Source organism: Micromonospora yasonensis, assembly GCF_026013475.1.
GTDB lineage: Bacteria > Actinomycetota > Actinomycetes > Mycobacteriales > Micromonosporaceae > Micromonospora > Micromonospora yasonensis.
This window is the reverse complement of record NZ_JAPDPH010000023.1, coordinates 1-26,786: the sequence shown is the minus strand read 5'-3', so window position 1 is coordinate 26,786 and position 26,786 is coordinate 1. Positions and strand designations below refer to the sequence as shown.

General features: G+C 73.5%; 27 protein-coding genes. 12 read left to right on the top strand and 15 right to left on the bottom strand.

What is annotated here, in order from left to right; translation table 11 throughout:
• Positions 1 to 19 precede the first annotated feature (19 nt).
• From ONA70_RS07815 to ONA70_RS07805, 3 genes are all read right to left on the bottom strand, one after another.
• Positions 20 to 442, bottom strand: coding sequence for a roadblock/LC7 domain-containing protein (locus ONA70_RS07815; protein WP_265005662.1), 423 nt, complete (start codon positions 440 to 442; stop codon positions 20 to 22).
• On the bottom strand, positions 439 to 3,120 hold the full coding sequence (locus tag ONA70_RS07810; RefSeq protein WP_265005661.1) for a sensor histidine kinase: 2,682 nt from the start codon (positions 3,118 to 3,120) through the stop codon (positions 439 to 441). The genes ONA70_RS07815 and ONA70_RS07810 overlap by 4 nt, the downstream gene beginning before the upstream one ends.
• Positions 3,121 to 3,227: 107 nt before the next feature.
• On the bottom strand, positions 3,228 to 4,631 hold the full coding sequence (locus tag ONA70_RS07805; RefSeq protein ID WP_265005660.1) for an FGGY family carbohydrate kinase: 1,404 nt from the start codon (positions 4,629 to 4,631) through the stop codon (positions 3,228 to 3,230).
• 251 nt (positions 4,632 to 4,882) lie between these two features.
• Between ONA70_RS07805 and ONA70_RS07800 the strand changes: the two genes are divergently transcribed.
• Positions 4,883 to 6,802 carry a chorismate-binding protein gene (locus ONA70_RS07800; protein ID WP_265005659.1) on the top strand — a complete coding sequence of 640 codons (1,920 nt, stop codon included), beginning with the start codon at positions 4,883 to 4,885 and terminating at the stop codon, positions 6,800 to 6,802.
• 64 nt (positions 6,803 to 6,866) lie between these two features.
• Here the strand turns inward: ONA70_RS07800 and wrbA are convergent, their stop codons facing one another.
• Positions 6,867 to 7,484 (bottom strand): NAD(P)H:quinone oxidoreductase, encoded by a 618-nt coding sequence (gene wrbA / locus ONA70_RS07795; RefSeq protein WP_265005658.1) that lies wholly within the window; start codon positions 7,482 to 7,484, stop codon positions 6,867 to 6,869.
• Between the two features lie 373 nt (positions 7,485 to 7,857).
• Between wrbA and ONA70_RS07790 the strand changes: the two genes are divergently transcribed.
• Together ONA70_RS07790 and ONA70_RS07785 are read left to right on the top strand one after the other, a co-directional pair.
• On the top strand, positions 7,858 to 8,589 hold the full coding sequence (locus tag ONA70_RS07790; protein WP_265005657.1) for a YsnF/AvaK domain-containing protein: 732 nt from the start codon (positions 7,858 to 7,860) through the stop codon (positions 8,587 to 8,589).
• A 71-nt stretch (positions 8,590 to 8,660) separates the two neighbouring features.
• Positions 8,661 to 9,791 (top strand): winged helix DNA-binding domain-containing protein, encoded by a 1,131-nt coding sequence (locus ONA70_RS07785; protein ID WP_406601165.1) that lies wholly within the window; start codon positions 8,661 to 8,663, stop codon positions 9,789 to 9,791.
• 71 nt (positions 9,792 to 9,862) lie between these two features.
• Here ONA70_RS07785 and ONA70_RS07780 read toward each other — a convergent pair whose 3' ends face one another.
• Positions 9,863 to 10,513, bottom strand: a complete 651-nt coding sequence (locus ONA70_RS07780; protein WP_265005656.1) for a TetR/AcrR family transcriptional regulator — start codon at positions 10,511 to 10,513, stop codon at positions 9,863 to 9,865.
• 221 nt (positions 10,514 to 10,734) lie between these two features.
• On the opposite strand from ONA70_RS07780, the gene ONA70_RS07775 reads away from it, so the two are divergent.
• On the top strand, positions 10,735 to 12,117 hold the full coding sequence (locus ONA70_RS07775) for a DHA2 family efflux MFS transporter permease subunit (protein WP_265005655.1): 1,383 nt from the start codon (positions 10,735 to 10,737) through the stop codon (positions 12,115 to 12,117).
• Positions 12,118 to 12,175: 58 nt separating this feature from the next.
• Here ONA70_RS07775 and ONA70_RS07770 read toward each other — a convergent pair whose 3' ends face one another.
• Together ONA70_RS07770 and ONA70_RS07765 are read right to left on the bottom strand one after the other, a co-directional pair.
• A complete protein-coding gene (locus ONA70_RS07770) occupies positions 12,176 to 12,754 on the bottom strand; it encodes a nucleotidyltransferase family protein (RefSeq protein WP_265005654.1) in 579 nt (192 codons plus the stop codon).
• Positions 12,751 to 13,851, bottom strand: coding sequence for an XdhC family protein (locus ONA70_RS07765; RefSeq protein WP_265005653.1), 1,101 nt, complete (start codon positions 13,849 to 13,851; stop codon positions 12,751 to 12,753). Before ONA70_RS07765 ends, ONA70_RS07770 begins: the two co-directional genes overlap by 4 nt.
• 78 nt (positions 13,852 to 13,929) lie before the next feature.
• On the opposite strand from ONA70_RS07765, the gene ONA70_RS07760 reads away from it, so the two are divergent.
• Genes ONA70_RS07760 through ONA70_RS07750 form a run of 3 tightly spaced genes read left to right on the top strand, consistent with a single transcriptional unit; the run spans position 13,930 to position 17,566 of the window.
• Positions 13,930 to 14,481, top strand: a complete 552-nt coding sequence (locus ONA70_RS07760; protein ID WP_265005652.1) for a 2Fe-2S iron-sulfur cluster-binding protein — start codon at positions 13,930 to 13,932, stop codon at positions 14,479 to 14,481.
• On the top strand, positions 14,478 to 15,470 hold the full coding sequence (locus tag ONA70_RS07755; RefSeq protein WP_265005651.1) for an FAD binding domain-containing protein: 993 nt from the start codon (positions 14,478 to 14,480) through the stop codon (positions 15,468 to 15,470). The genes ONA70_RS07760 and ONA70_RS07755 overlap by 4 nt, the downstream gene beginning before the upstream one ends.
• Positions 15,467 to 17,566, top strand: coding sequence for a xanthine dehydrogenase family protein molybdopterin-binding subunit (locus ONA70_RS07750; RefSeq protein ID WP_265005650.1), 2,100 nt, complete (start codon positions 15,467 to 15,469; stop codon positions 17,564 to 17,566). The genes ONA70_RS07755 and ONA70_RS07750 overlap by 4 nt, the downstream gene beginning before the upstream one ends.
• Positions 17,567 to 17,604: 38 nt before the next feature.
• On the opposite strand, the gene ONA70_RS07745 is transcribed toward ONA70_RS07750, so the two are convergent.
• On the bottom strand, positions 17,605 to 17,751 hold the full coding sequence (locus tag ONA70_RS07745) for a hypothetical protein (protein WP_265005649.1): 147 nt from the start codon (positions 17,749 to 17,751) through the stop codon (positions 17,605 to 17,607).
• Positions 17,752 to 17,754: 3 nt separating this feature from the next.
• Positions 17,755 to 18,066, bottom strand: a complete 312-nt coding sequence (locus ONA70_RS07740; protein WP_265005678.1) for a transposase — start codon at positions 18,064 to 18,066, stop codon at positions 17,755 to 17,757.
• Between ONA70_RS07740 and ONA70_RS07735 the strand changes: the two genes are divergently transcribed.
• From ONA70_RS07735 to ONA70_RS07715, 5 genes are all read left to right on the top strand, one after another.
• On the top strand, positions 17,947 to 18,222 hold the full coding sequence (locus ONA70_RS07735) for a hypothetical protein (protein WP_265005648.1): 276 nt from the start codon (positions 17,947 to 17,949) through the stop codon (positions 18,220 to 18,222). The genes ONA70_RS07740 and ONA70_RS07735 overlap by 120 nt on opposite strands.
• Positions 18,223 to 18,426: 204 nt before the next feature.
• Positions 18,427 to 18,708, top strand: a complete 282-nt coding sequence (gene tnpA, locus ONA70_RS07730; protein ID WP_406601162.1) for an IS200/IS605 family transposase — start codon at positions 18,427 to 18,429, stop codon at positions 18,706 to 18,708.
• 574 nt (positions 18,709 to 19,282) lie between these two features.
• Positions 19,283 to 19,984 (top strand): VOC family protein, encoded by a 702-nt coding sequence (locus tag ONA70_RS07725; RefSeq protein WP_265005647.1) that lies wholly within the window; start codon positions 19,283 to 19,285, stop codon positions 19,982 to 19,984.
• 226 nt (positions 19,985 to 20,210) lie between these two features.
• Positions 20,211 to 20,645 carry a RusA family crossover junction endodeoxyribonuclease gene (locus ONA70_RS07720; RefSeq protein ID WP_265005646.1) on the top strand — a complete coding sequence of 145 codons (435 nt, stop codon included), beginning with the start codon at positions 20,211 to 20,213 and terminating at the stop codon, positions 20,643 to 20,645.
• A gap of 47 nt (positions 20,646 to 20,692) precedes the next feature.
• Positions 20,693 to 20,968 (top strand): hypothetical protein, encoded by a 276-nt coding sequence (locus tag ONA70_RS07715; RefSeq protein ID WP_265005645.1) that lies wholly within the window; start codon positions 20,693 to 20,695, stop codon positions 20,966 to 20,968.
• A gap of 51 nt (positions 20,969 to 21,019) precedes the next feature.
• Here ONA70_RS07715 and ONA70_RS07710 read toward each other — a convergent pair whose 3' ends face one another.
• The 6 genes from ONA70_RS07710 to ONA70_RS07685 form a co-directional block, all read right to left on the bottom strand.
• On the bottom strand, positions 21,020 to 21,706 hold the full coding sequence (locus tag ONA70_RS07710) for an AMIN-like domain-containing (lipo)protein (protein WP_265005644.1): 687 nt from the start codon (positions 21,704 to 21,706) through the stop codon (positions 21,020 to 21,022).
• Positions 21,707 to 21,776: 70 nt separating this feature from the next.
• Positions 21,777 to 23,618, bottom strand: coding sequence for an AfsR/SARP family transcriptional regulator (locus ONA70_RS07705; protein WP_265005643.1), 1,842 nt, complete (start codon positions 23,616 to 23,618; stop codon positions 21,777 to 21,779).
• Between the two features lie 459 nt (positions 23,619 to 24,077).
• Positions 24,078 to 24,593, bottom strand: a complete 516-nt coding sequence (locus ONA70_RS07700) for an SMI1/KNR4 family protein (RefSeq protein ID WP_265005642.1) — start codon at positions 24,591 to 24,593, stop codon at positions 24,078 to 24,080.
• Complete coding sequence (locus tag ONA70_RS07695) at positions 24,586 to 24,873, bottom strand: hypothetical protein (RefSeq protein ID WP_265005641.1); 288 nt, start codon at positions 24,871 to 24,873, stop codon at positions 24,586 to 24,588. The genes ONA70_RS07700 and ONA70_RS07695 overlap by 8 nt, the downstream gene beginning before the upstream one ends.
• Positions 24,874 to 25,322: 449 nt before the next feature.
• Entirely contained in the window at positions 25,323 to 25,856 is a 534-nt protein-coding gene (locus tag ONA70_RS07690) for a hypothetical protein (RefSeq protein WP_265005640.1), read from the bottom strand.
• A gap of 255 nt (positions 25,857 to 26,111) precedes the next feature.
• On the bottom strand, positions 26,112 to 26,438 hold the full coding sequence (locus ONA70_RS07685; RefSeq protein ID WP_265005639.1) for a hypothetical protein: 327 nt from the start codon (positions 26,436 to 26,438) through the stop codon (positions 26,112 to 26,114).
• Positions 26,439 to 26,786 lie beyond the last annotated feature (348 nt).

Here is a 26,786-nt window from a genome sequence, read left to right as displayed (position 1 = left end):
CGGCCGGGCCGCGACCGGCTCAGCGGGGCAGCGCCTGCTGCAGCTCCGCCCGCAACGCCGGGGTGAGCATCTCACCGGCCTGCTTCGCCAGCCGCGCCATCTCGTAGCCGACCACACCGATGTCGGCCTCGGCCGCGGCCAGGGTGGCCAGGATCGAGCCGTCCCGGATCTGCATCACCAGGAAGTAGCCCCGCCCCATCTCGACCACCGTCTGCTTGACGACGTCCCCGTCGAACATCTGCGCGGCGCCCGCGGTGATGCTCATCAGGCCGGAGGTCACCGCCGCCAGCTTGTCCGCGTTGTCCCGGGGCAGGTGGGCGGAGATCGCCACCAGCAGGCCGTCGGAGGAGACCACCACGGCGTGCGCCACCCCGGGCACCCGCTCCGCGAACGCGTTCACCAGCCAGCTGAGGTCTCGGGCCTCCTGGCTCAACGTCGTCACTGTCGTCGTCCTCCTTCGCTGCGCGGCAGGTACATCTCTCTGGTTTCCTCGGCCTCCGCCCGGCGTACCCCGCGGTAGAAGCGCGAAAGCATGCCGCCGACCGCGTCCGGATCCGGCTCATGGCGCGGCGCCGGACCGGCCGGGCGCGCGTTGTCCGTGACCGCGGCGAGCTGGGCCATCGGTACGCGTACCGGCAGGCCCCGCTCGTTCGTCCCGGCCGTGACCGGCGTCGCGGCCGGCGACGGCGTCACACCCAGCACCGCCGACGACGGGCCCTGCCGGGAGAACCAGCCGCCACCGGCCGGCGCGGACGGGGTCAGCACGCTCTCGGCGCGGACCGGTGGGCGGTGCTGCCGGGGCACGGCCGGCGGCGAGCCGGCGGGCACCGGCCCCGCGTAACCGGGCCCGGCCGGCACGCTCGGCGGATACCCGGCGGGCACGCCCGGTACGGGTCCGGCGAGCGCGGGCGCGGCCGGCTCCCGGGGCGGACCGGCCGCCTCCGACCGGTGCCAGCCGGACGGCAGCTCGGCCCGGGCCGTCACCCGCTGCCCGCCGGCCGAGGCACCCGGGCGTCGCCCCGCCACCGGCAGCTCGCGCGTCGACGCCGTGAACGGCGACATCGCGGCCCGGGAGGCCGCCGCCACCTGGCTGGTCAGCATCCGCGGGGCGGCCGGCTGGTCCAGCTCGGTCGGGGCGGCCGCCAGCAGCTCGGCGGGGAGACCGACGACCGCCACCAGCCCCTCCTGGCCACCCCGCAGCCCCACCCGCACCCCGTGCCGCGCGCCCAGATGGCTGACCACGAACAGACCCATCCGCTCGGAGGCCGCCACGTCGGCCGCCGGCGGCTCGGCCAGCACCGCATTCGCCTCCGACAGCGCGGCCGGGCTCATCCCGAGCCCCTGATCAATCATCTCCACCACCGCGCCGGCGCCCTCGGCTCGCGCCCTGACCCGTACGACGGTGTCCGGGCGGGAGAACGCCGTGGCATTCTCCAGCAGCTCGGCGAAGAGGTGCACCAGGTCGCCGACCGCGTGCCCGACCACGTACAGGTCGGACCGCGACTCGTGGCGCACCCGCTGGTACTGCTCGATCTCGGCGCTCGCCGCGAGCAGCACCGCGCCCAGGCCGACCGGCCGGCTCCACCGCCGGCTGGACTCGGTGCCGGCGAGCACCAGCAGGCTCTCGTCGTTGCGCCGCATGCGCGCGGCGAGGTGGTCGAGCTTGAACAGGTTGTCCAGCTGGTCCGGGTCGCTCTCCTCGCGTTCCAGCTCGTCGAGCAGTTCCAGCTGCCGCTCGACCAGCACCTGGCTGCGTCGGGCCAGGTTGACGAACATGGCGTTGACGTTGCGCCGCATCAGCGCCTGTTCGACCGCGACGTCGACGGCGCTGCGGTGCACCGCCACGAACGCCTCGGCCAGCTCGCCGAGCTCGTCATGGGAGCTGATGACCGCCGGTGGCACCTCGATCGCGCCGACCGGACGGTTCACCGCGCGCAGCCGGTCGAGGGTGAGCGGCAGCTCGACCTGGGCGATCCGCAACGCCTGGCCGCGCAGCAGGCGCATCGACCGGGCCAGGGAACGGCCGACCAGCAGCGAGATCAGCACGGCGACCAGGAGCACCGCCAGGATGCCGCCGACCACCAGCAGCGTGTCGCGCAACTGCTGCGCGCTGGCGTCGTCGGCCCGGCGTACGGCGTCGTCGACGACCTCGCGCTCCAGCTGGCGCAGCAGCTCCTGCCGCTGATCGCTGGCCGCCCACCACTGTGGCGCGGGCAGCAGCGCCGGCTGCGCGATGTCGTCGGGGAGGGTCTGCTCCTCGAGTTTGGTGGCCGACACGAACGCCGGGTCCAGCGACGTCTGGTCGTAGCGGCGGATCTGCTCGGTGGTCGCCGCGACCCGGAACGCGCCCAACGCGGTGAGCTGCTGTGCCCGCAGGTCGGTCAGGGTGGCCTGGTCGTCGGCGTCGTACCGGCCGGCCCGGGCGGCCGCGTAGAGCTCGGCCCGGATCCGGGACGAAAGCTCCTTGACCCGGGACAGCTGCACATAGCGGAGCACGGCGTCGGTGAGCGCCCGCTGGTCGTCGCCGGGCGACGGCTCGGCCAGCAGGTCCAGCAGCGTGGCGATCGCCCGGTGGTAGTTGCTCAGGATGGTCTCGCTGCTGAGCACCGCCGGCGGGATCGTGGCACGGATGTAGACGACCTGGTCGTACGCCTCCAGGGCCTCGGCGTAGGCGACCCGCCAGGAGGCAGTGGCGTCGGCGAGCGGCTCGGCCGCGTCGCGCAGCTCGGTCATCGCCTGGTCGGACGCGGCCTCCAACGGCTGGAGCGCGGCGATCGCCGCGTCCCGTTCGGCGCCGCCGCCGGCCCGACGTAGCGCGGCCAACTCCCCCGCGGCGCGGTCGCGCTCCTGCTGGAGCCGGTCCACGACGGCGGTGATCTCCCGGCCGATGCCGACCTGCTCGGCGAAGTCGCTCAGCGCGGTGGTCTGGCCCACCAGTCCCCGGGTCTGCACACCGGCCAGCAGCAGGAAGGCGAGCGACGGGATGACCAGCACGGTGGCGAGCTTGGTGCTGATCCGCCAGTCCCGCAGCCGCAGGGCCGAACGCCGCCGGGGCACGGCCCGCCGCCCCTCGGACGCGCCGCGGGGCGGCCGCGCGGCCGGGTCGGGACCTGCGCCCACCGTTGCCTCCTCGGTCCCCAGTCGACTCCGCCGGACGGGGAGCGGAGTCCATCCAATCAGGCCCTCGGGCTGTGTCAACGGGCTGTTTGGCCCCGCGACCAGGAAGGTCAGCGCGGCCGGTCCGCGCCTACGGTGTTCGGCGCGGCCGGCTCGTCCGTCCGGCCGATACCGCCAAGATGGGCCGCCTCGGCGATCCGTCCCGTCGCCACCAGTGCCGCGCCGGTCGCACCGACCTCCGGATTGCGCTGGAAACGCACGGCCCGCGGGGCCAGCGCCTCGGCGAACGCGCCGCGCCACCAGGCGGACGCGGCCATCGCGCCGCCGCCCAGCACCACCTCGGTCGGGCCGTCCACGCCGGACTCCAGCACGGCCAGATCGCCGGCGACCAGCCGGCACAGGCCGGTCATCAGCCCGGCGAGCAGGTCCACGGAGGTGGTGCCGAAGCTCAACCCGCGCACCTCACCGGAGCCGGCCGGCGCGACGCCGGGCGGCCGGTCGCCGCCGAACCGCGGATTGGCCCGCACCTGCCGGTTCCGGGAGGTCCGCGACAGCGCCGCCTCCAGCGCGGCGCCCTCGGGCAGCCGCAGTGTCCGGGCGGCCCAGGCGTACAGGTTCCCCCCGCTGGAGTACGCCGCGCCGGTCACCACGTGCTCGTGGTCGACCCGGTAGCGCCAGACCTCGCCGGGCAGGGGCGGCAGTTCGGCCCCGGCGGGAACCGCCTGGATCAGGCGTACCGCGGCGGAGGTGCCGACGGTCACCGCGGCCCGGGTCGGGTCGACGCAGCCGGAGCCGACGTTGGAGGCCGCGCCGTCGCCGACCGGGGCGGCCCACCGGGCCTCGGCCAACTGCGGCCAGCGCCGGGCGTGCTCGGGGCGGAGCCGGCCGTGCCACTCCCGCGGGGCCAGCGCCGGCAGGTCCTCGGGGCGTACGCCGGCCAGCTCGCACGCCTCGACGTCCCACTCCAGCCGGCGCAGGTCCAGCAGCCCGGTGCCGGAGGCCATCGACACGGACATCGGCACCTCGTCAAGCAGCGCACCCAGCACGTACTCGACCAGCCCGACGAACCGGCCGACCGGGGCGGCGACCCGCTCCTGCAGCCAGGGCAGCCGCACCGACCAGTAGGCGCGGTGACACCAGGTGCCGGTGCGGTGGTGGAACGCCTCGGGGTCGACCGGGCCGCGGGCGCCGGGCAGCGGCTGCGGGCGGGTGTCCAGCCAGGTCAGCACCGGCCCGAGCGGCTCGCCGTCGACGCCCAAGGGCAGCAGCGAGTGCCACTGCGCCGAGGCCGTGACCAGCGCCACGTCGCGCAGGTGCCCGCCGGTGGCCAGTTCGTCCAGGCAGTCGACCAGGCAGGCCAGGTAGGTGGGGCCGTCCAGGGTGCCGGTGCCGTCCTCGCCCGTGGTCAGGCGCACCTTCCGGCGGGCCAGCGCGCCGGGCCGCGGCGTGGCGTCCGCGTCCAGCACCAGTCCGCGTACGGACGAGGTGCCGAGGTCGAGAGCGAGGATGTTCATCGCCAACTGAACCTACCCGCCGGAGGCGGCGCCGAAGCCAAGACCGGGCGCGGCGATCGGGTTCCCGGGGGCCACGCGGTCGCGTACAGTGATCGCCATGCCCGCGCACCTGTCCAGCTGGTGGCCCGCCGACCCGGCGGCCCACCCCCGCGCGTAGCTTCCCGACGCGGCCGCCCGACGAGGCGGCCGCCGGTCTCTCCCCGGCTCACCGGGTCGCCCCGCCGGCGGCCACCGGCCACCGAGGAGACCCGATGACCCGCCCGACCGATCCGCTCGCCGCCGTCGCCGCCGGTGTCGACCCCGGCCCGTTCGCGCTCGTCCGCCGCGCGGGCGCCGACCACCTGGAGCTGTTCACCGGCACGGTACGCACGGCCGAGCGGCTCGCCGACCTCCCGCTGCCCGGGGGCGGTCCCGGGCCGCGCACCCTGGCCCTGGTGCCGTACCGGCAGATCGCCGAACGCGGGTTCGCCTGCGTGGACGACGACACGCCGCTGGAGTGCCTGGTGATCGCCGAGCACCGGCGGATCCCGCTCGACGAGGTGGTGGCCGCCCTGCCCGACGAGCCGGTGGTGACCCGGAACGCGGCCTTCGACATCAGCGACGCCGAGTACGCGACCACGGTCGGCCGGGTGCTCGCCGAGGAGATCGGCCACGGGGCCGGCGCCAACTTCGTCATCCACCGCACCCTGCGGGCCACCGTGCAGGGCGCGCCCCTGGTGGCGGCCCTGGCCGCGCTGCGCCGGCTGCTGCTCGGCGAGCGCGGGGCGTACTGGACGTTCGTCGTGCACACCGGCAGCCGCATCCTGGTCGGGGCCAGCCCGGAACGGCACGTCAGCGTCGACGACGGCCTGGTCATGATGAACCCGATCAGCGGCACCTTCCGGCACGCCGGCGCGGCGGCCGATCGGGACGAGCTGCTGCGCTTCCTCCACGACCCGAAGGAGGTGGAGGAGCTGTACATGGTGCTCGACGAGGAGCTGAAGATGATGGCGACCGTCGCCGAGCACGGCGGCCAGGTGGTCGGGCCGTACCTCAAGGAGATGGCGCACCTCGCGCACACCGAGTACCTGCTCGCCGGGCGGGGCTCGCGGGACGTCCGGGAGGTGCTGCGGGAGACCATGTTCGCCCCTACCGTCACCGGCAGCCCGATGGAGAACGCCTGTCGGGTGATCGCCCGGCACGAGCGGACCGGCCGTCGCTACTACGCCGGCGTGCTCGCCCTGCTCGGGCGCGACGCCGAGGGCCGGCAGACCCTCGACGCGCCGATCCTGATCCGGACCGCCGAACTCTCCCCCGGCGGCGAGCTGCGGGTGCCGGTCGGGGCGACCCTGGTCCGGAACTCCACCGCCGAGGGTGAGGTGGCCGAGACGCACGCGAAGGCGGCCGGCGTGCTGGCCGCGTTCGGCCTCGCCCCGCAGGCCCCGCCGCCGGCCGCCGACGCCGCGCCGCGGCTGGCCGACGACCCGGCGGTACGCGCCGCGCTCGCCGCCCGCAACACGCCGCTGGCCCGGTTCTGGCTGGACCAGCGCACCCCGGGCGCGGCCGCCCTGCCCGGCCTGACCGGCCGCCGGGCGCTGATCGTGGACGGCGAGGACACCTTCACCGGGATGCTCGCCCACCAGCTGCGCGCGCTCGGCCTGGCGGTGGCCCGCCGCGACTGGCACCACACCGGCGACGTCGACGGGTACGACCTGGTGGTGGTCGGCCCCGGCCCGGGTGACCCGAACGACCTGGCCGAACCGAAGATGGCGACGATGGGGGCGCTGCTGGCGCGGCTGCTCGCGGCCGGCCGGCCGACCCTGGCCGTCTGCCTCGGCCACCAGCTGCTGGCCGGGCTGCTCGGGCTGCCGCTGCACCGGCGGGACGCGCCGTACCAGGGACTGCCCCGTGACGTGCGGCTGTTCGGCGTGACCCGTCGAGTAGGTTTCTACTCCAGCTTCACCGCCCGCGCCGACGCGGACCGGCTGGCCACCCCGTACGGGCCGGTGGAGCTGTCCCGGGACCCGGCGGACGGCGCGGTGCACGCGCTGCGCGGGTCCGGCTTCGCGGGCGTGCAGTTCCACCCGGAGTCGGTGCTCAGTCGGGACGGGATGGTGGTGCTCGCGGAGCTGCTCGAGCACCTGCTCGCCCGGCCGGCGCTGGCCGGGCACGCGTCGGCGGAGCGGGGGTAGGGCGGAAGGCCTGCGGCGGTCCGGGCGGGTCGAGAGCCGCCGCCCGGCCACCGGTCGCCCGGTGTCAGCCGGCCATGCCCCGCTTCAGGGCGGCGCCGATCTCCACCGCCCGCTTCGCGGTCAACGCGGTCGCGCCCAGGGCCACGTGGTCCGGCGGAATCTCCCCGTTGTTGCTGGTGTGCGACGCGCCGTACGGGTTGCCGGCGACGAACTGGCTGGGGTCGGTGTAGCCGGGGGTCACCACGATCCCGCCCCAGTGGTAGAAGACCGTGTAGAGCGACAGCAACGTCGCCTCCTGGCCGCCGTGCGCGGTGGCGGTCGAGGTGAAACCGCTGTAGACCTTGTTGGCCAGCACGCCCTGGGCCCACAGCGGCCCGGTGGTGTCGATGAACTGCTTGAGCTGCGCGGCGACCATGCCGTACCGGGTGGGCGCGCCGAAGAGGATGACGTCGGCCCAGGCCAGGTCGTCCGGCTGGGCCTCCATCACGTCCTGGGTCTCCAGGCGGTGGGCCTGCCAACCGGAGTTGGAGCGGATCGCCTCGTCGGGCGCCAGCTCACGCACCTTGCGCAGGCGCACCTCGGCCCCGGCCTCACCGGCGGCCTCGCAGGCCGACTGCGCCATCTGGTAGGTGATGCCGGTCGCGCTGTAGTAGATCACCGCGACCTTGACCTGGCCATCCATCAGACGTTTCCTCCTCGATTCCGGATCAGCTCGGTCGACTACCCATTAGTTGCGGCGTCAAACGCCCAGGGATCCCGGGCCGCCGGGGGCTCACCAGGATCGATAACTTGCCGTGGCTCAAGATTTGCGCAAGTTCCCGGCCGGGCGGACGCCCGTGATCCCGGCACCGGGGATCCTGGTCACACCGGTGCCGGTAGCGGTCGCCGCCCCGCGCCGGGAACCTGAACGGGGGATCGCGCTCCGCCGGCGACGTGGCTGGCGTAGCGCGATCAGGGGACTTCTCCTCCTGCACCTCCTATTCGCCCGACTTGGCCGGCATGCCGTCCACGCCCGCGGGGATCCTCTCGGTGACCCGCGAGAGGAAGGACGAACCATGCGGCTCACCGAACAGCAGATCCGTTCGCTGTACGGGCAGGACGTCCAGGACCGCTCGGGCGCGACCATCGGCAACGTGGGCCAGGTCTGGGCCGACGCCGCCGGCGAGCCCACCTGGGTCAGCGTGCGGACCGGCGCCGGGACGCAGGCCGAGTCGATGGCCCCGCTGCACGCCGCCCGGTTGCAGGAGGGCCGGGTGCGGCTGCCGTACGACCGGGCGACCGTGCGGGGCGCACCCGCCGTGGAGAGCGGCAGCGACCAACCCCTCGGCGTCGACCAGCTCACCCAGCTCTACCGGCATTACCAGCTTCCCGGGCAGGGCGCGGTCCGGCAGCCGGAGCCGCCAGGACGGGCGACCGGTCCGCCGGAGGTGGTCCGCTCCGCGGAGCGGGCGCGGTTCGACACCGTCCGTGAGCCGGTCGGCACGGCCCGGCTGCGCAAGCGCGTGGTGACCGAGAACGTGCAGACCACCGTGCCGGTCGCGCACGACGAGGTGACCGTCGTCCACGAGCCGATCACCGACCCCGCCGACGTCCGCGCCGAACTCGGCGAGGAGCAGCACGAGATGCTCCTCTACGCGGAGCGGCCGGTGGCGGTCAAGGAGCGGGTCCCGGTCGAACGGGTCCGGCTGGCCCGGGACGAGGTCGTCGAGGAGCAGCCGGCCCACGCCCAGGTCCGTCGGGAAGTCGTCGACGCGGACGTGCCGGAGCGGGCACGCCGCGACCGGTGACACCCCGGGCGGGTGGGCGCTGGCCCACCCGCCCGGTCGCCGCCGGCCGGGACATGTCGGCCCCGGCGCCTATGCTGGCCGTCCACGATCAACGGGAGGCGGCCGTGCCGGTACGGCTCACCGGCGCCGAGGCGCTGGCGCTACGCGTGACCAGCCTGCTGCTGCGCCCGCACCCGGTGGCCCGCCCCGCCGGGGTGGCCGACGTGGTGGAGTGGTTCGGCGCCATGCAGGCCCAGGACGTGGCGAGCGGCGAGTGGTCGCTCGGCGTACGGCTGCCCGGCCGCACCCACGCCGACGTGCGCGCGGCGCTGGAGCGACGCGAGGCGCTGCGCACCTGGCCGATGCGCGGCACGGTCCACCTGGTGCCCGCCCGCGACGCCCACTGGATGCTCGCGGTGACCGGGGTGCGCACCCTGGCCGGCGCCGCCGCCCGCCGGGCGCAACTCGGCCTCACCGAGGCCGACGCCGACCGGGCCGCCGACGTGCTCGGCGACGCACTGGCCGGCGGTGGCCGGCTGACCCGCGCCGAGTGCCTGGCCACGCTGGGCGCCGCCGGCCTGGACACCAGCGGGCAGCGCGGCTACCACCTGCTGTGGTACGCGAGCCAGCGCGGCGTCACCTGCATCGCCCCACACGTCGGCAAGGAACAGACGTTCGCCCTGCTCGACGAGTGGGTGCCCGACCCGCACCGGCCCGACCGGGACGAGGCCCTCGGCCTGCTCGCCCTGCGCTACGTGCGCAGCCACGGCCCGGTCACCGCGCACGACCTGGCCCGGTGGACCGGGCTGACCGTCACCGACGCCCGGCGCGGCATCGCGGCGGCCGGCGACGCCCTGGCCCCGGTCGAGGTGGACGGCACCGCGGCGCTGGTCGACGCCGCGCTGCTCGACGCGCCCCGCGAGCCCGTCGACGACCTGCACACGCTGCCCGGCTTCGACGAATACCTACTCGGCTTCAAGGACCGCACCCTGATGCTCGACCCGGCGCACGCCAACGCCGTGGTCCCCGGCAACAACGGGGTGTTCCAGTCGACCGTGGTACGCGGCGGCCGGGTGGTCGGCACCTGGAAGCGGACGATCGGGAAGTCCGCCGTCACGGTGACCCTGCAGCCGCTGGTGCCGTTCGACGCCGCGCTGCGCTCCCGGGTCGAGTCGGCACTGGCCGGCTACGCCCGCTACCTCGGCCTGTCCCTGCGGCTCTGAGGCGGGCGCGCTGGCCGGAGGCGATGTCCGGTTCAGTCGGAAGCAGGTCGAGGCTGGTCTTGGGTAACGGGTCAGTCGCGATCGGGACGATAGGCGCGCAGGAAGACCCGTACGCCGCTCGTGACGATCTGCTCGAGCTCGGCCTCGTCGACCAGGTCGGCGCCGATCAGCGATCGGAGACTGACGGGGTTGCTGACTAGGGCTCCGAGGTGGCCGGCCGCCTCCAGGGGGTCGGGCAGGTCCAGCAGCCCGCGGTCGGCGAAGCTGGCGAGCCGTGCGGCCAGCATCCGTTGGGTCGCGCCCGCTCCCCGCAACTGCCGCAGCAGGGTGGGGAAGTGGTGGGCTTCGGCGATCATCAGCCGCATCACGGCGGCCCGCTCCGGCGATCGGGCGATGGCGGCGGCGAATTCACGACCGAACGCGAGCAGGCCGCTGGGCAGGTCACCGTCCGCCGGCAGGGTCCGGTCGAGCAGCGCGCCGAAGGTGGCGTCGGCGGCCTCGATGGTGTCCGTCAGCACGCGCACGAACAGCCGCTCTTTGTCACCGTAGTAGTCGTAGATGGTCCGCTTGGACACCCCAGCCTCGGCGGCGATCGCGTCGACGCTGGCCCGCGCGTAGCCCTCCCGGACGAACACCGCCAAGGCGGCCCGCTCGATGGCGGCCCGCTTGTCCGCAGAGCCCCGACGCAGCGGTCGGTCGGTGTTGGCCGGCGGACGGGGCATGGCGCGCTCCTCATCGGGAGTGGATGGCTTCTAACACGGTGCAGTGTACGCATCTACACTGCACGGTGTAGTGTCGAAATATGACCTCTTCGGCCATGAATCCCGCGCAGTCTGCAGGCAGACCGGCCGGGCCCGGTCCCGGTTCCACAGCTGGGCCCGACCCCGCGACAGTGCCTGGTTCCGATTCAGGGGTTGCCCAGCTCGATTCCGCCCTGGTCAGGTTGGCCGCCATCGTGGTGCTGGGGGCGCTGACCGCCATGCTCGACATGACGATGGTCAGCGTGGCGCTGGCCCGGCTGACCGACGACCTGGGCACCTCGGTCGCGACGGTGCAGTGGGTCAGCACCGGTTACCTGCTCACCATCGCCATGGTCATCCCGCTGACCGCCTGGGCGGTCGAACGCTTCGGCACCAGGCGAATGTGGCTGACGGCCCTCACCGTCTTCCTGGCCGGCTCGGCGTTGTGCGGCACCGCCTGGTCGGTGGGCAGCCTGATCGCGTTCCGGGTGGTGCAGGGCGTCGGCGGCGGGATGATCGTGCCGCTGGCAATGATGATCCTGGCCCAGGCGGCCGGTCCGACGCGCCGGGGTCGAGTGATGAGCATGGTCGCCGTTCCCGGACAACTCGCACCGATCGCCGGTCCCCTGCTCGGCGGCCTGATTGTGGACGCCGCGGACTGGCGGTGGATCTTCTTTGTCAACCTGCCGATCGGGCTCGTCGCTCTGCTCCTGGCCTGGCGCGGGATTCCGCGCGCCGCACAGGCGCCGTCGGCCGGATCGCTCGACGTCCTCGGGCTGGCGCTGCTGTCGCCGGGCCTCGCCGTCACGATCTACGGTCTGTACCGGGCCGGCGTGCAACGCTCGGTCGCCGCTCCGCCGGTCCTGATCGCCCTCGCGATCGGGCTGGCACTGCTTGGCGCCTTCGGGGTGCACGCGCTGCGGGCCAGGACCACGCCGGTCCTCGACCTGCGTCTGTTCACCAGCCGGGCGTTCGCCGCGGCGTCGGCGCTGAACTTCCTGTCCCGGATGTCGATCTTCGGGGCGATGATCCTGCTACCGCTCTACTACCAGCAGGTACGGGGCGAGAGCGCGCTGTCGGCCGGCCTGCTGCTGGCGCCCCAGAGCGTGGGCACCATGCTCGGTCTGCTGTTCGTCGGAAAGCTCACCGACCGGATCGGTGCCCGTCCGGTCGTGCTGGTCGGCCTGACCGTCGCCGTCGCCGGAACGGCGGCGTACACCCAGGTGCGGCCGGACTCCGACCCGGTGCTGCTCGCGGTCGCCCTGTTGGTCTGGGGGATCGGCATCGCCGCCGCGACCGTGCCGGTGATGGCCGCCGCGTACCAGGGTTTGGCGCCCGGCCTGATCCCGCGGGCGACCAGCGCCATCACCACCATCCAGACGGTCGGCGCGTCGTTCGGTGCCGCCGTCCTGGTGGTGATCCTGCAACGCCGGCTCACCGGGGCCGCCGACGGTGGCGCGGCCGCCCGGGCCGCCGCATACGGGCACACCTTCTGGTGGACGCTGGCCTTCACCACACTCGCGTTCGTCCCGGCCCTGCTGCTGCCCGCCGCCCCGGGTAAATCAAGGCCCACTGGCAAGGGATAGCCGCCTTGGCGCGTCGCTGCCGCGAACCGCGCTACCGGGGCGCTGTCCGTCGCCGCTGCTACACCTCGTGAGGCGCCTGGGCTCGGGCCAGGTCGGCCGGCGTGTCCACGTCGGCCGGTGACCCGTCGCAGAGCACCGGAGTCACCAGGTCGGCCCGCGCCCCCAGGAAGTCGCGGGCACCCCGGTCCCCTGTCGCGTACGGCGCGATCAGCGGCCAGGTGACGCGGCTGAGCAGGACCGGATGGCCGGGCCGGCCGGCGTAACTGGCGACCGCGACGACGGCGCCGGCGACGTACGCCGCGCGGACCCGGCGGACCGCGGCCGGGGTCAGCCAGGGCTGGTCGACGAGCACCACCACGACCGCGTCGGCGACGCCCGGCAGTGAGTCCAGGCCGCGCAGCAGTGAACTGCCGAGGCCGTCCCGCCACTGCGGGTTGACCACCGGGACGGCGCTGGGCAGCGGGGGAAGCCGGCCGCTGGCCGCGCCGACCACCACGTGCACCGGGTCGCAACCGCCGACGCGCAGCAGCCGGGCGGCGCGCCGGACCAGCGGCTCGCCGTCCCATTCGACGAGAGCCTTCGGCCGGCCCAGCCGGCGTCCCGCCCCGGCGGCGAGCACCAGCCCGGCCACGGTCACGGCGCCGCCGCGAACAGGCCGGCCGGGCGGGCGGCGTGAATCGGGCCGGCCAGGCCGGACAACGGCCAGCCGCTGCCGCCGTGGCGCCAGGCCACCGCCTCCGCGGCGATCGCCAGCGCCGTCTCGACCGGGCTGCGTCCGCCGAGGTCCAGCCCGGCGGGCGCACGCAGCCGGGCCAACTGGGCCTCGGGCACCCCGTCGGCGCGCAACCGGGCGAGGCGCGCCTCGTGCGCCGCGCGGCTGCCGAGCACCCCGACGTAGCCGGCCGGGGTGGACAGCGCCACACGCAGCAGCCGGATCTCGTAGCGGGGATCGTGACCGAGCAGGCAGAGCACCGTGTCCGGGGTGACCGGGGTCGTGGCCAGCAGGCGGTGCGGCCAGGCTCGGTGCACCTCGTGTGCGTCAGGCAGCCGCGCGACGGTGGCGAACGCGGGCCGTGGGTCGCAGGCGACGACCCGGTAGCCGAGGTCCGCCCCGATCCGGGCGAGCGCCGCGGCGACGGCGGTGGCACCGAACAGCAGCATCCGCGGCGCGGCCGGCGCCGCCTGGAACAGCACCCGTACGCCGGGACGCTCGCCATGGCGCAGCACCACCGCGCCGGCCGACAGACCGGCCCCCCGGTCCACGGCCCAGGCGTCCAGGTCCGCGGTGCCCAGGGTGCCCTCGGTCCGGTCCCGCCGGATCACCAGCTCGGCGGCGAAGGGTGCCCGGCCGCCCACCACGGTTGCCACGGCGGCCGGGTCGGGCCCGGCGAGCGCGGCGAGGGAGCGGGCCGTGGGGCCGTCCGCGGTCACCCGGCGCAGCAGCACCTCGACGGTCCCGGCGCAGCCTGGCCGGGCCGGCCACGGGCCGTCCCCGCCCACCGGGTACCGGGCCAGCCGGGTCCGGCCGGTGCGCAGGGTCTCCGCCGTCGCGTCGAGCACCGCAGACTCGACGCAGCCGGCGGGGATGCCCCCGCGTACGTCGCCGGTTGGGTCGACGGCGAGCAGGTCACCCGGGCCGGTGGCGCTGCCCGCGCTGCTGCCCACAACGGTCGCCAGGCCGAAGGGGACCTTCCGCCGCCGCCAGTCGTGGGCCGCGGCCAGGACCTCACGCATGCCGCTCCACCGATCGCCAGCCCAGGGCTTCTGCCCGTATTTGTCCTTGAATATCGCCGTCAACGGTAATCTGACGCGGTGCGCAGCGGGCGGGAGAGCGGGAAACCGGCAGAAGACGGGCGGTCGTCCCCCGTCGCCCTCACCGTCAACGGCGTCCGGCACGACCTGACGTTGGACAACCGGGCCACCCTGCTGGACGCCCTGCGCGAGCGGCTCGCCCTCATCGGCAGCAAGAAGGGCTGCGACCACGGGCAGTGCGGCTCCTGCACGGTGCTGCTCGACGGCCGGCGGGTGAAGAGCTGCCTGATCCTGGCCGTCACCCTGGACGGCCGGGCGGTGGTCACCGTCGAGGGGCTCGCCGGACCGGAGGACCTCTCCCCGCTCCAGGCGGCCTTCGTCGCGCGGGACGCGTTCCAGTGCGGCTACTGCACACCCGGCCAGCTCTGCTCCGCCCGCGGGATGCTCGACGAGGTGGCCCGGGACTGGCCCAGCGCGGTGACCGAGGACCTGACCGCGCCGGTGGAACTGACCGACGCGGAGGTGCGGGAGCGGATGAGCGGCAACCTGTGCCGCTGCGCCGCGTACCCGAACATCGTGGCCGCGATCCGGGACGCGGCGGCGGCGCGGTGAGGGCGTTCCGCTACCAGCGGCCGGCCGACGTCGCGGAGGCGGTCGCGCTGCTCGACGCGGAACCGGATGCCGCGTACCTCGGTGGCGGGACCAACCTGGTGGACCTGATGAAGCTCGGGGTGCAACGACCGGACCTGCTGGTGGACGTCACCGGCCTGCCGCTGGACACGGTGGACACCCTCCCCGACGGCGGGCTGCGGGTCGGGGCCACCGTCCGCAACAGCGACCTCGCCGCACATCCGGCGGTCCGCCGCGACCACCCGCTGCTGTCCCGGGCGCTGCTCGCCGGCGCCTCCGGGCAGCTGCGCAACATGGCCACCACGGCGGGGAACCTGCTGCAACGCACCCGCTGCGTCTACTTCCAGGACACCGGCAAGGCGTGCAACAAGCGGGAGCCCGGCACCGGCTGCGCGGCCCGCCACGGGCAGAACCGCGACCTGGCCATCCTCGGCTGGTCCGAATTCTGCGTGGCCACCCACCCGTCGGACCTGGCGGTCGCCCTGGTCGCCCTCGACGCCGTGCTGGAGGTGTACGACCCGGGCGGCGCCCGGGAGATCCCCGTGGCCGAGTTGCACCGCACACCCGGCGAGCAGCCCGAGCGGGAGACCAACCTCCCGCGCGGCGCGCTGATCACCGCGGTCCGGGTCCCGCCGTTGCCGTTCGCGCGGCGCTGCACCTATCTCAAGGCACGCGACCGGGCCACGTTCGCGTTCGCGGTCGGCTCGGTGGCCGCCGCGCTCGACCTGGACGGGGACACCGTCCGCGACGTCCGGTTGGCGTACGGGGCGGTCGCCCACCGGCCGTGGCGGGCCTACCGGGCGGAGGAGGCGCTGCGCGGCCGACCGTTCACCGCCGAACTGGCCGCCCGCGCGGCGGACGCCGAACTCGCCGCGGCCCGCCCGTTGCCGCACAACGGGTTCAAGGTGGCGCTGATCCGCAACCTCACCGTCCGCGCGTTGACCGGACTGGCCGCGGCGGTGCCCCGGTGAGCGCGCCACCCGTCGGCGCCGTGGGCCGGGAACATCCGCGCCTGGAGGGCCGCGACAAGGTCACCGGCGCCGCCCGGTACGCCGTCGAGTACCCGGTTGACGACGTGACGTACGGCTGGGCGGTGCCGGCGATGGCGACCCGGGGACGGATCACCCGGATCGACGCGGCCCCGGCGCTGGCCGTACCGGGCGTGTTGGCCGTGCTGCACCACGGCAACGCGCCCCGGCTCACCCCCGGCGTGGACCAGACCCTGTTCCTGCTGCAGGAACCGACCGTGCACTACCGGGGCGAGTTCGTCGCGGTCGTGGTGGCGGACACGATCGAGGCGGCCCGCGAGGGAGCCCGACTGGTCCGGATCGACTACGACGCCGAGCCGCACAGCACCGTCCTCACCGAGCACCACCCCGACCTGTACCGGCCGGACACGGTCAACCCGGGCTATCCGCCGGACACCGCCGACGGCGACTTCGACGCCGGCTACGCGGCCGCCGAGGTCCGGGTGGACGCCACCTACCGGACCCCGGCCTACCACAACAACCCGATGGAGCCGCACGCCACCACGGCCCACTGGCGGGACGGGCGGCTGCTGGCGCACGACTCCACCCAGGGCTCGACCCCGGTGCAGGCCACCCTGGCCCAGCTGTTCGGGCTGCCCCCGGAGGCGGTCCGGGTGATCGCCGAGCACGTCGGCGGCGGCTTCGGCAGCAAGGGCGCCCCCAAGGCACCCGTGGTGCTCGCCGCGCTCGCCGCCCGGCACGTGGACCGGCCGGTGCGGCTCGCCCTGACCCGCCAGCAGCTCTTCGGCCCGATCGGCTACCGCACCCCGACCATCCAACGGGTCCGGCTCGGCGCGGACGCCGACGGCCGGATCGAGGCGGTGTGCCACGACGCGATCAGCCAGACCTCGACCGTGCACGAGTTCGCCGAGCAGACCGCCGTCTACACCCGCAGCATGTACGCCGGACGCCACCGGCGTACCACCCACCGGCTGGTCCGGCTGGACGTGCCGACCCCGTTCTGGATGCGCGCGCCCGGCGAGTGCCCGGGCGCGTACGCGCTGGAGTCCGCACTGGACGAGCTGGCGACGGCGTGCGGCGTCGACCCGGTCGAGCTGCGCGTCCGCAACGACGTGACCGTCGACCCGGACAGCGGGCAGCCGTTCAGCAGCCGCAACCTGGTCGCCTGCCTACGCGAGGGGGCCCGGCGGTTCGGCTGGGCCGACCGCGACCCGACGCCGGGGGCCCGACACGACGGCCGGTGGCTGATCGGCACCGGAGTGGCCGGGTCCAGCTACCCGGCACGGGCCCGGGCCGCCGCCGCCGCGGCCACCGCCGCGCCGGACGGCACCTTCGAGGTACGGATCAACGCGACCGACATCGGCACCGGCGCGCGCACCGCGCTGTGGCAGGTGGCCGCCGACGCCCTCGCGGTACCCGCCGACCGGGTCACCATCCGGGTGGGCGACAGCGACCTGCCGGCCGCGGGGGTGGCCGGCGGCTCGATGGGCACCGCCTCGTGGAGCTGGGCGGTGATCCGGGCCTGCGAACAGCTACGGCAGCGGCTCCGCGACGGCGTCGTACCCGCCGAGGGGCTGACCGTCGAGGTGAGCACCGCCGACGAGATCCGGGGGCAGCGCCCGCTGGCCCGGTACGCGTACGGCGCCCACTTCGCGCAGGTGCGGGTGGACGCGGACACCGGCGAGGTCCGGCTGGACCGGATGCTGGGGATGTTCGCCGCCGGCCGGGTGGTGAACCCGACCACCGCCCGCAGCCAGCTCATCGGCGGCATGACGATGGGACTGTCGATGGCGCTGCACGAGGAGGGCCTGCTCGACGAGCGGTACGGCGACTGGGTCAACCACGACCTCGCCACCTACCACGTCAGCGTCTGCGCCGACGTCGAGCGGATCGAGGCGTACTGGCTGCCGGAGGAGGACCCGGAGCTGAACCCGGCCGGGGTGAAGGGGATCGGTGAGATCGGCATCGTGGGCAGCGCCGCGGCGGTCGCCAACGCGGTGCACCACGCGACCGGCGTACGGGTCCGGGACCTGCCCATCCGGCTGGACAAGCTGCTGGAGCACCTGCCGGCACGCTGAGGGGCCGGCAGCGCGCCACCGGCCCCTCACTGCGTCGGTCAGTCGGCGAGCGCCCCGGCCGACCGCCCCTCGTGCAGAGTCAGGTTCCGGCCCGTCGACGGGTCGAAGAGGTGGATCTTCTCCAGGGTCAGCTTCTCGGCCCTGAAGGGGTCGAGGTTGCAGATCGTGGTCGGTGCTGGCTGCATCGGTCACGCCGCGTTCGGCAGGCTGACGGCTGCCCAGTCCGCAACGCCGCGTGTGGCGATGTTGCGGGCTGCGTTGACGTCGGCGTGCTCAGCGAGGCCGCACGACGTGCATCGGAAGGTGGTCTGGTTGGGTCGGTTGGCTTTGGCGATGTGCCCGCAGGCGGAGCAGCCCTGCGAGGTGTACGCCGGATCCACGTGAACGAGCGCTATCCCGGCCCGGGTCGCTTTGTAGGCGACGAACTGGCCGAGTTGGTGGAACGCCCACGAGTGCAGCGTGACCCGCTGGGGCCGTCGGAGCCGTACCCGGTCGCGGATGCCCGTGAGGTTCTCCAGGGCGATGCCGCGGCCGGTGCGTTCGGCCTCGTCACGATCTGCTTAGCGATGCAATGGTTGACGTCGGCCGCGAACCGGCCTTCCTTACGCCGGCGGGCCTTCAACAGCCGCTTGGCCGATTTGGTGCCGATGCGCTGAAGTTTGGCCCGCAACCGCTGGCTACGATGCCGGACCCGGTTCAAACCCTTGCCGCTGTGTCGGGTGCCGTCGTTGGTAGTGGCGATGTTCGCGATGCCCAGATCGACGCCGAGGAACCCGTCAGGTGCTTTCACCTCGACATCCGGGATGTCGCAGGTGGCGTACAGGAACCACTTCCCGTCGCGGTGCACCAGGTCGGCCGACGTGTGCGCCAAGCTCGGCGCGCAACTGCGCGAGTTCAACGGCGAACACGACCACATCCGCTTACTCAGCCACTACCCACCGAAACTGCCGATCACAACCCTGGCCAACCGACTCAAGGGCGTCTCCGCGCACTACCTACGGCAAGAATTCACCGACCGAATCAACCCGCACACCAAGCACGGCCACCTGCGGTCGCCGTCGTACTTCGCCGGATCGTGCGGTGGCGCACCCCTCGCCGTCATCCGTGAGTACATCGAAAACCAGAAACGTCCCGGCTCGTGACGCGATTTCTCCCGGCCCCTGACGGAGCGGTATTCCTCGCTAGGCCACGTTGATCGTCGTGCCGCCGGCAGGCGGCCAACGGCCCCACCAACGCCAGCGCGGCGGCTGCCGCCGCACGTCTGGATGGCCGCCGCCGGTCCGCAGCCCGTTCGCTCGTCATCGCCCTCCCCCTCTCATCGGCGAGAGCCGGGGGAGTCGCCCGTGCCCGGCGCACGGCGAGACGGTCGGGACGCCGACCGCCACAGGGCCGCCCGCGCCCCGGGCGTTTCGCGGGCCTCACAGTGCCCGGCCTGCAACGTTGCCAAACCTCACGATCACCGCACGGTCACCACGAAACGGGCTCCGCCAGGCCGCGAACGGGCCGCCCTGCTCCCTCACCCGCAACGCGCCCGCCACCGAGGCCCGCCACGTGCCCGGCTGTGTGCCCTGATTCACAGAAAGAGCGGCCATTCCGCGCGAGGTACCCCCTTTCCGCGAACAAGGGCACATACCGGGCGAGCGTCGAGCGCGGGAGCGCGGCGGGCGCGGGAGCGCCGGGGCGGCGGGTGTCGGACCGGGGCGGCAGGATGGGCGGATGATCGCGCGCTTCAAGGATCTCTGCATGGACGCGACCGACGCCTTCCAGCTCGGCGGGTTCTGGGCCGGCATCCTCGACGGGGAACTGGTGGACACCGGCGACGGCGACACCCGGATCGACCCCCGCGCGGCCGCCTCGAAGGCCGAGTCGATCTGGGTGAACACGGTGCCTGAGCCGCGTACCGGCAAGACCCGGGTCCACCTGGACCTGCGGTTGGCCGGGCCGGAGCCGGACGCGCTGCTGGCCGCCGGGGCGCGGCTGGTCCGCGAGCCGGACGCGGAGATCAGCTGGTGGGTGCTCGCCGACCCGGAGGGCAACCAGTTCTGCGCGTTCGCGCCTCGGGAGGGCCGGCGGCCCGGCGTCTTCGAGCTGGTCGTCGACAGCGCCGACCCGACCGCGCAGGCCACCTGGTGGGCCGGCGTGGTCGGCGGCCGGGTGCAGACCACCGACGAGGGCGCCTCGGTGATCGGCGCGGGCGGCTTCCCCTGGGACCGCTGGGTCTTCGACCCGGTGCCCGAACGCAAGCGGGTGAAGAACCGGGTGCACTGGGACGTCGAGCTGACCGGTCCGGACGCCAGGGCGCTGATCGCCGCCGGGGCCACCCTGCTCGCCGAGCCGACCGAGGCGACCCGGTGGTGGGTGCTGGCCGACCCGGAGGGCAACGAGTTCTGCGCCTTCGCCCCGCGCGCCGCACAGTGAGCGAGCTGGGCCGGCCCGCCGCCCGTCCCAGCTGGTGGGCCGCGAGGCTACCCAGCGTACGCGCGGTGGACTAGCGTCAGGTCAGCTCCGCAGCCAGCGCGTTCGCCGTCGACGTCGATACGCCTCCGGCCGACCCCAGCCCGCCCGATCGGTTGGTTCTCGCGCGAACGTCCCTCTGCGGTCCCACCGGTTGGGCAGGATCAGAGCCCAACGAGGAGGTGCCGTCGTGCAGGACACCCGCGCTCTCGCCCTGACGTTCGAGGTGAGCGGCCTGCCCCCGGTCAAGACCGAGGCCCTGTCCATCTTCGCCGCCGGACACCGCCAGGCGGCCAGGGTCCGTGCCCTGCTCCAGGCGGCCTGCACAGCGGCCCAGCACACCGGCTGGACCCCGCTGGACGGGCCGGTCGAGGTGGACCTGACCCTGCGCTGCCCGCCCGGGCACCGCACCGCCGACGCCAGCACCCTGCTGGGCGGGGTGTGCGCCGTGCTTCAGGACAAGAAGCGGGTGGCGAACATCGGGTTGGCCCACCTCGGGGTGCTGGTCGACGTCGCCCTCTACGGCGACGACCGGCAGATCCGCCGGCTCTCGTACGCCGAGGAACCGGCGGAGGACTTCTCGTACCAGGTCCGGGTGGCCGCCGTACCGGCGGCGGTGGTTTGACCGACGGCCGCGGTGGGGTACCGCGGACGCCGAAGGAGGGAGCCCCGATGTCGGAGCCACATGTCACGCTCGACCCGAGCGGGCTCGACCCCGTGCAGCAGAAGCTGCGCGGCCCGCTGGAGGATCAGCTGACCTCGGCCCTGCAGGCGGCAACCGAACGGGTCCGCGCCAGCTACGCGGGGGAACCGGTGGAGGAGGTCTGCCGTCGGCTGCTCGACGAGACGCGCGCCGGCCTGCACCCGGACATCGCCGCCGGATTCAATCCGGACATGGACGAGTTCTGCCGGGTGGCGGTGGCGATCGTCCGCGGCGAGGTCTCCTGAGGCAGGAAGTAGCCGACCGCGACGGCCATCCGGTCGGCGTGGTCGGTGCGGTCAGCTCCGGGGCACGTCCACCGAGACCACGTGGGTGCCGTCCGGCCGGGTCGACTCGCCCAGCCGCACCGGAAGTCGCGCGCCCGAGGTCTGCACCCCGAGACCGAAGCTGACGTACCCCTCGAAGTCCCCGGCGGGCGCCCAGCCGCGGAGCGTCGGGTAGCCGATGGTCCGCGACGGCGCGCTCACCGTGCTCCGGCCGGCGCTGTCGTGCGCCTGGGCCGGGTCGAAGCGGACGGCGAGGAAGGCGTTCCCCGGCAGGCTCACCGGGGCCCTGCTGCCCTCGGCCTCCACCTGGGCGACGTAGCCGATCCGGTAGGAGGGGGTGGGGCCGCGGAACGCGAAGGTGATCCGGCTGTAGCCCTCGGCGGGGTGGTCACCGACCTGGATCCGCACCAGGACGGGCAGCGGCTCCCCCGGCGCCGGGGTGACCGGCACCGGGACCGGGTGCGGCACCCGGGCCGGCGAGGTGGGCACCGCCCACCCGTAGGTGGCCCGCCAGTCCCCCGCCGCGGGTGCGGCGGTGGTGGCGGCCGGGACGGTGGCGGGCGTGGTGGCGGCGGCGGTCGCGCCGGGCGCGGGCGCCGTCGAGGGCGCTGTGGTCGCGCCGTCGTGGTCGGTCGTCGTGCAGGCCGCCGCGAGCAGCACGACCACGCCGAGGAGCAGTGGTACGCGCTGAGGTGTCATGACTCAGTGTCACCCGGTGGACGCACCCCCACCAGAGCCGATCATCCCGGGTCGGCAGCCGCCCGGGCGCTCACGCCGCCAGCGGGTCGAACCGCCGGTTGGTTAGCTTCCGGGTGGGGACCTGCCCCACCGCGGCCAGCTCCGCGGCGTAGTCCCGGACCAGCGCCGGCAGCCGGTAGTCGCCGTGGCCGTCCTGCTGCGCCAGGTGCGCGTCGACCAGGTCGTCCAAGGCGCGGTGCACCCGCTGCGGGGATACCCCGAGCTGGGTCGCGGCGGTCTCCACCGGCGTGCCCGGCTGCGCGGCGAGCAGTTCGAGCATCCGGCCGGCCACCTCGTCGTCGGAGCGGACCGCCGCCACGCCGGTGGCCAGGCTCGCCCGCACGGACAGATCCTCGTACGCCAACAGGTCCAGCCGGCCCCGCCCGTCGCCCAGCTCGGCGACCAGCGTGGACACCGACGTGCCGGGCCGCTGACCCAGCCGGGCGCCGGCGATCCGCAGCGCCAGCACCGAGCCCCCGCAGAGCCGCACCAGCTCGGCGGTGGCGGACGGCTCCGCGGCCAGCCGCTCCGGCCCGGCGAACGCGGCCAGCAGCTCGCGGGCCTGCGCGACCCCCACCGGGCGCAGCGCCACCCGGCGTACGCCATCCAGGCTGCCGAGGTGGCGCTGGGCGACCGCGATCAGCGCCGGGCCGGGGCCGGCCGGGAGCAGCGGGCGCACCTGGGCTGCCCGGGTCACGCCGTCGACAACCAGCAGCAGCCGGCGCCCCGCCACCAGGGAGCGGAACCAGCCGGCCCGTTCGTCGGTGTTCTCGGGGACGTCGGCGGCGGGCACGCCGAGTGCGCGCAGCACCCGCGCCAGCACCTCGCCCGCCTTCACCGAGGTCCGGTAGCCGAGGTCGACGAAGACCTGCCCGTCCGGGAACTCGGCGGAGACGGCGTGCCCGGCGCGTACCGCGAGACTGGTCTTGCCGCTGCCGGCGGCACCGGTCACGACCACCGCGGCCGGCGTCCCGGCGGTCACGGTCGCCACCACGTCGGCGGTCTCCCGGGTACGCCCGACGTAGGTGACCGGATCCGCCGGCAGTTCCCGGGGCACCGCCCAACCGACCGCGGGTCGCCCCTCGGCAACCGTGACCGGTGCGGTGACGACCGGCACGGCCAGCGGCGCGTACGACAGCTCCGGGGCCCGGTCCAGCATCGCCCGGTGCAGATTGGTCAACTCCTCGCCGGGCTCAAGGCCGAGCTGTTCGCCGAGGACGGCCCGGGCGTCCCGGAAGACGGTGAGCGCGGCCGGCACGTCCCCGCACCGGTAGAGGGCGAGCATCAGCTGCCCCCACGCCCGCTCGCGCAGCGGGTGGGTGGCCAGGTGCCCCCGCAGCTCGGACAGCAGGTGCGCGTGCTCCCCGGCGGCCAGCCGTGCCTCGGCCAACTCCTCGAAGACCTGCAGCCGCTGCTCGTCGAGGCTGGCCCACCGGTTGTCCAGCCCGGTGCCGCGGGGCAGGCCGTCGCCGGCCGGGCCGCGCCACCTGGACAACGCGGCGGCCAGCGTCTCGATGGCGCCGGCGGGGTCGGCCGAGGCGAGCAGCGCCCTTCCCTCCCCGGCCAGCCGCTGGAATTCGGTGACGTCCAGCTCGTGCGGCGCGAGCCGCAGTTCGTATGCCTGTGGCCGGGCGACCAACCGGTCGCCCAGCGTGCGGCGCAACCCAGCGGCGTGACTACGTAGATTTGCCACGGCGGAGGCCGGCGGGTGGTCCGACCAGACCATCTGGGCCAGCCGGGGCAGGGTGACCGAATGGTTCGCCTCGATCGCCAGCGCGGCCAGGACGGCCCGTCGCTTGGCCGCGCCGGGCGTGACAATCTGGTCGTCGACGCACAGCTCCACCGTGCCGAGAAGCCGAATCTGCAGGTCCATCACGCTCGCTCCCCCGTTGAACCTCGAGCGGGCCCAGGCTAAGTGCTCGCTTCCCCGGTCAACAAGGAACAAACCAGACAGTTAAGCGTGACGAACATCAATATCACCGTACGGCGTGTCACGGTAACAGAAACGCCGCGGGGAACGCTCCCGGCGGCTCATGACGGAGAGTGACCGCCTCGACGGCCGCGCCTTCTGGTCGTCGTCGCGCTCCTGCTACCCCGCTGTCTCCGCACGAAACCTGCTCGACAGCGATCGGATCAGTCCACAGCGAAAGAAGATCCACGCCAAGCGACCGAAGGGGTACCCGTGATACCCCTTACGGTCCGTCATCGCCTGCCGGATGGCTGCCGTGGTGATCCAGTCGGCCTCCGGAAGCTGGCGTTACGTATCGGTAGCGCACAGCCGAACAGACGATCATGCGGCCGTCCCGCATCGGGAGACGCGCGCAATCCGCGCTCAGCGGTCTTGGTCCTCATCCGCCTCGGACGGGACGAGACCGGCGAGGAACTCGCCGAAAGACTCGGCCACCCGGCGAGGCACCCGGTCCTCGCCGACGTACGCGACGGCGGGTTCCCCCTCCGGGCCGCATGCCGAGTAGTCCAGCATCACGGTGTCCGGGCCGGCCGCCGGCGTCACACCGAACACCACCCCGATGTTCGGGTAGCCCCACTCGGCCACCAGATAGTCCGACTGGACGTCGATCCCCTCCTCGTACCCGATGCCCATGATGACGTCCACCGCGAAGTGGTCATCGGCCCAAGACGTCCGGAAGCTCGTGGGATGGCAGGTCTTCTTCAGCACACCACCGTTCTGCCGGTACAGCACTTCCAGATAGCTCCCGGGCAACCGAACGCCGAGAGCCTCCTCCGCCCGACGGACCATGTCCTCGGTGAGCGGTGGCCCGGTCCACGACGACGGCTCCTCCTCGAACGGAGAAGCCGGGCGGTTGCCGGCGCCCGACGAGCTACTCATCGACCAGGAAGACCTCGAGCACGACCGGCTCGGCCCAGACCGCGTAGGCGAAGGCGGGCCGATACACGTCCACCCCGCTGCTGTCGTCGAGCCGGATCGTACGAGTCCGCGGGCCGTAACGTATCTCGTACCGCAGACCCTCGACCTCGACCATCCCGCACCGTCCCTCCCGGCCGGTGTCGCGGTCCCGGTCGAGAACCGACACGGACCAGCCCGCCTTCTGGGCCTGGTAACACCACAGGTCCAGGGCCCGGCCGAAGTCCTTGGGACGGGCGTGCACCCCCGCCGGTTCTCCCGGCGATCTCAACGGGGTCCGTTCTCTGAAGCAATCCAGTCCTCCCCTCCCGCCTACCAGCAAAGCGCCAACCGCCGCACCCCTGCCGAGAAACCAGACCCGCTCCGTCACTGCCCACCCGGCATCTCCGTACCCGGATTCGGGCGGCGATAGCACGCATACAGCAGGCGCAAGCGCTCGCGCCCGTGATGTCGAGCATTGTCCCGGATCTGGTCGACACCCTCATCAGCCAGCACGCTGTGCATGTCCCGTGGTAGCGGTCCAGGTCGTCGCGTCGGCCAGTCGTGGAGACCACCCAGAGCAGGACCCGCTCGCCCGCTCGGCACAACCCGACGTAGTGCCGGACTACGAAGACCGGCCGCAACCACCGCGGAGCGAGTGATAACCATCAGCAACCATCTCGGCGACCTCGCAATGCCACGGCCAGGTCGAGATTACTGACCGGCGTCACGACGTAGCGCCTCGGCGATCAGCTCCTTCTGTTGGTTGATGGCTCGCATGCAGTTGTCGTTCGCTCGCTCCGCTGCCAGAACCGTTGCCTCGTCAGTGCCCACAGGGAACTCAGGCAGGTCCTCACAGTCACGAATGACGTCGTAGCAGGCGGACATCGTTTCCTGTGTGGTCGCTGTCTCCAGTTCGGATGGGTCGAGCCCGATGCAGTACGACAGAGCATTGAAGAGCTGCCAGAGCGGCCGCAACTCGACCTCGTCGGACAGCTCAAGGAGTTCGTCCTCGATCTCGTCCGCCTCCTCCGTCGGCTCCGCACCGTCGGCTACGGCACGGATATCGCTGATGGCGGCCCCGACCACCTCGCTTGGGCGTCCGACCAGGAGCTGCCGAGCATCGCTCGGCAACGCCTCAATCGTCCAGTCGACGACCTGCCGTGCCAGCTGCATCCGAGCCGCTGGAGAGAGCCGGCCGACAAGCTCAGCCTCGTCCGCCACTTCGCGATCCCACAGGGTTCTCACTGATCGACCCAATCCGACAATCCTGGCACCAGGGGTGGACCATGCTCTTGCCGCATAGACCTGGGCCCACATGCCGGCGTCCGGGCAGCCGTCGCGGCTCCGCTGACCTGCGAGTACAGCACAAACCCGCCGCCCGGCTGCTCGAAGACGCCGGAGGCCATGCTTCCTCCTGTTCAAAGGACTACGACCTGACAACGAGGAACCCCGCCGGGAACAGATCCCGGCAGGGTTCTCATCTTGCTCGATCCATAGGCCTCAGTTCGCCTGATCACTCAAGCTGTTCTGATACCGCTGCCACAGCATGGCGAGCCACGGGTTGGCCCCTGGTTCCGGCTCGGAAGTCACCACCGGCGAGGGTGTCGACTCCACCAGGTGCAGCAGAGTCCACGACAGCCCGAAGCAGTTGTCGACTCCGAAGCACTTCGCCAAAAGTTGGGCCTCCTCATCGCTGACCGGCGACTCGATGGCATGAAGCAGCCGGGTTCTCTCCTCGAACTCCTCGTCCCCGCTCTCGGAGTCGTCGTCCTCAGAGGGCAGCGGCCCCAGCCGAGCGAAGGCTGTTACCTCATCCCTGACAGTCACATCTACCTCTTCATCAGGTCAGGATAGTCTGTTCTGTAATACCCCAAGATTTCCTTGATCTGCTTGTTGAAGTGGCCCGGATCGCCGTAGCTCCTCTCTCCGATCTGACGGAGATTCTTCAGATCCTTCGCCAGTACCTTCCGGTAGGCCAGGTTGGCGTCCAGACGCTTGGTCCCTTCCTGCCGGACCATAGGTAGACGTCAGTAGGTGATCTGGATGGGTCATCACGATCGCTGCGTGATCCCTTCCTTCACCGCCGGGGTTGACGTCCCGCCGCTGGTGCACTTGCACTTGGTCGCATGGTCGGGAACCGGGCAGCTGGCGTTGTGAACCAGAAGCGCGGAGCCA

Bases quoted from the DNA above. Each gene is read 5' to 3' on its own strand.
- ONA70_RS07805 (WP_265005660.1), bottom strand. From the start codon at position 4,631: ATGAACATCCTCGCTCTCGACCTCGGCACCTCGTCCGTACGCGGACTG.
- ONA70_RS07800 (WP_265005659.1), top strand. From the start codon at position 4,883: ATGACCCGCCCGACCGATCCGCTCGCCGCCGTCGCCGCCGGTGTCGAC.
- wrbA (WP_265005658.1), bottom strand. From the start codon at position 7,484: ATGGATGGCCAGGTCAAGGTCGCGGTGATCTACTACAGCGCGACCGGC.
- ONA70_RS07790 (WP_265005657.1), top strand. From the start codon at position 7,858: ATGCGGCTCACCGAACAGCAGATCCGTTCGCTGTACGGGCAGGACGTC.
- ONA70_RS07785 (WP_406601165.1), top strand. From the start codon at position 8,661: ATGCTGGCCGTCCACGATCAACGGGAGGCGGCCGTGCCGGTACGGCTC.
- ONA70_RS07780 (WP_265005656.1), bottom strand. From the start codon at position 10,513: ATGCCCCGTCCGCCGGCCAACACCGACCGACCGCTGCGTCGGGGCTCT.
- ONA70_RS07765 (WP_265005653.1), bottom strand. From the start codon at position 13,851: ATGCGTGAGGTCCTGGCCGCGGCCCACGACTGGCGGCGGCGGAAGGTC.
- ONA70_RS07745 (WP_265005649.1), bottom strand. From the start codon at position 17,751: ATGCAGCCAGCACCGACCACGATCTGCAACCTCGACCCCTTCAGGGCC.
- ONA70_RS07725 (WP_265005647.1), top strand. From the start codon at position 19,283: ATGATCGCGCGCTTCAAGGATCTCTGCATGGACGCGACCGACGCCTTC.
- ONA70_RS07715 (WP_265005645.1), top strand. From the start codon at position 20,693: ATGTCGGAGCCACATGTCACGCTCGACCCGAGCGGGCTCGACCCCGTG.
- ONA70_RS07710 (WP_265005644.1), bottom strand. From the start codon at position 21,706: ATGACACCTCAGCGCGTACCACTGCTCCTCGGCGTGGTCGTGCTGCTC.
- ONA70_RS07705 (WP_265005643.1), bottom strand. From the start codon at position 23,618: ATGGACCTGCAGATTCGGCTTCTCGGCACGGTGGAGCTGTGCGTCGAC.
- ONA70_RS07700 (WP_265005642.1), bottom strand. From the start codon at position 24,593: ATGAGTAGCTCGTCGGGCGCCGGCAACCGCCCGGCTTCTCCGTTCGAG.